This is a genomic window from Mesorhizobium sp. M7A.F.Ca.ET.027.03.2.1 (assembly GCF_003999175.1).
GTDB lineage: Bacteria > Pseudomonadota > Alphaproteobacteria > Rhizobiales > Rhizobiaceae > Mesorhizobium.
Genome location: NZ_RZOM01001371.1, coordinates 1 through 1,293, shown reverse-complemented (window position 1 = coordinate 1,293; position 1,293 = coordinate 1). Strand labels below are relative to the sequence as shown.

Below are 1,293 nucleotides of genomic sequence, written 5' to 3'. Positions count from 1 at the left end.
AAGGAAGAGGGCGGCCAGACGCTCGCCGAAATGGAATCGGCCAAGCGCGAGACGGCATTTCTCGATGCCAAGAGCGATCCCACCGTGGCCGCCATCCTGGCGCGCTTTCCCGGTGCCAAGATCATCGACGTGCGCATTCCAGACGCACCGGAAGCCGAAACGACAGAGGCTGAAGTGCCGGTAGAGCCACCGGCTGACGACGACGAACCCTGATCCAGCCACGAATCCGCAAAGGACCCGACCATGAAAGATCTTCTCGGCCTGATGGGCAAGGCGAAGGAAATGCAGGCCAAGTTCCAGGCCATGCAGGACGAGATCGCCACGCTGGAAGCGTCCGGCCAGGCCGGCGGCGGCCTGGTCAACGTGACGCTGACCGGAAAATTCGAGATGAAGTCGCTGAAGATCGATCCGTCTCTGTTCAAGGAAGACGATGTCGAGATCCTGGAAGACCTGGTGCTGGCCGCCCACAACGACGCCAAGACCAAGGTCGAGCAGATCATGCAGGAAAAGACCAAGGCGCTGACCGCAGGTCTGCCGATCCCGCCGGGAATGAAACTGCCCTTCTAGCATTCGGCGCGCGCGCCCATGATCGCCATGACCGAAGAGCCCTCCGAAAGACTGATCGAGCAGCGTATCCGCAACAGGATCTACGAGATCCTGGAAATCCTGGCCGATTGTGACGACGGCGTCGATCTCGTCGGCATCAAGGGTTATTTCTACCTGTTCGAGGATTTCGTCCATCGCCCGTCGATCGAAGCCGGCACATCGGCGCTTTCAAAGGACGAGCGCGCGATCGTGCTGGAGATCGCCGAATTTCTGGAGGCGGCAAGCGAGACAAATCCGGACTTCACCAAGGCTGACTTCATAGACAGCGACTGGCCGGGAAAGATCGCGCCGACCGCCAGGGAGGCGCGGACGCTGTTCCTCCGGCGCGGCCTGTTTTCGGAGAAGGTCGAGGAGCTTGAGCCTGGCCAGCCGGCGGCCATTACAGTCGGGCACTAATTCACTTTTAGGCCATGCAACTGTACCAATTTGGTAACAGAGACTCATTAATAACGTTTTGGCCATCATTTTGCCCGAAAGTGTCTCATTCTTGCCGCAGCCTGGGGGCGGGCATGGAAGTGAGAGGGTTACCTGTTGATTGCCACGCGATGGAAGACGCCGCTGTTGCTCTGCGCCGTCATTTCACCCCTGTTTTTGGCTGCCTGCAGCCAGACCACGTCACACGGCATGTCCGTCGCCAGCCTGACCGACGCCATCACGCCGGGTTTCCTCAGCTCACGGGCCTACAGC

2 protein-coding genes and 2 pseudogenes are annotated in these 1,293 nt (G+C 59.9%); all 4 read left to right on the top strand.

Annotated elements, in window-relative coordinates:
* Positions 1-213: pseudogene (locus EN750_RS34770) on the top strand (DNA polymerase III subunit gamma/tau); the annotation flags it as partial.
* Positions 214-243: 30 nt separating this feature from the next.
* The gene (locus EN750_RS34765; RefSeq protein WP_013527931.1) at positions 244-567 is read left to right on the top strand and encodes a YbaB/EbfC family nucleoid-associated protein; all 324 of its coding nucleotides are present in this window, start codon (positions 244-246) and stop codon (positions 565-567) included.
* Positions 568-594: 27 nt separating this feature from the next.
* Positions 595-1,002, top strand: a complete 408-nt coding sequence (locus EN750_RS34760) for a hypothetical protein (protein ID WP_127319797.1) — start codon at positions 595-597, stop codon at positions 1,000-1,002.
* Positions 1,003-1,137: 135 nt separating this feature from the next.
* Positions 1,138-1,293, top strand: a pseudogene (locus tag EN750_RS41210) (cell wall hydrolase); the annotation flags it as partial.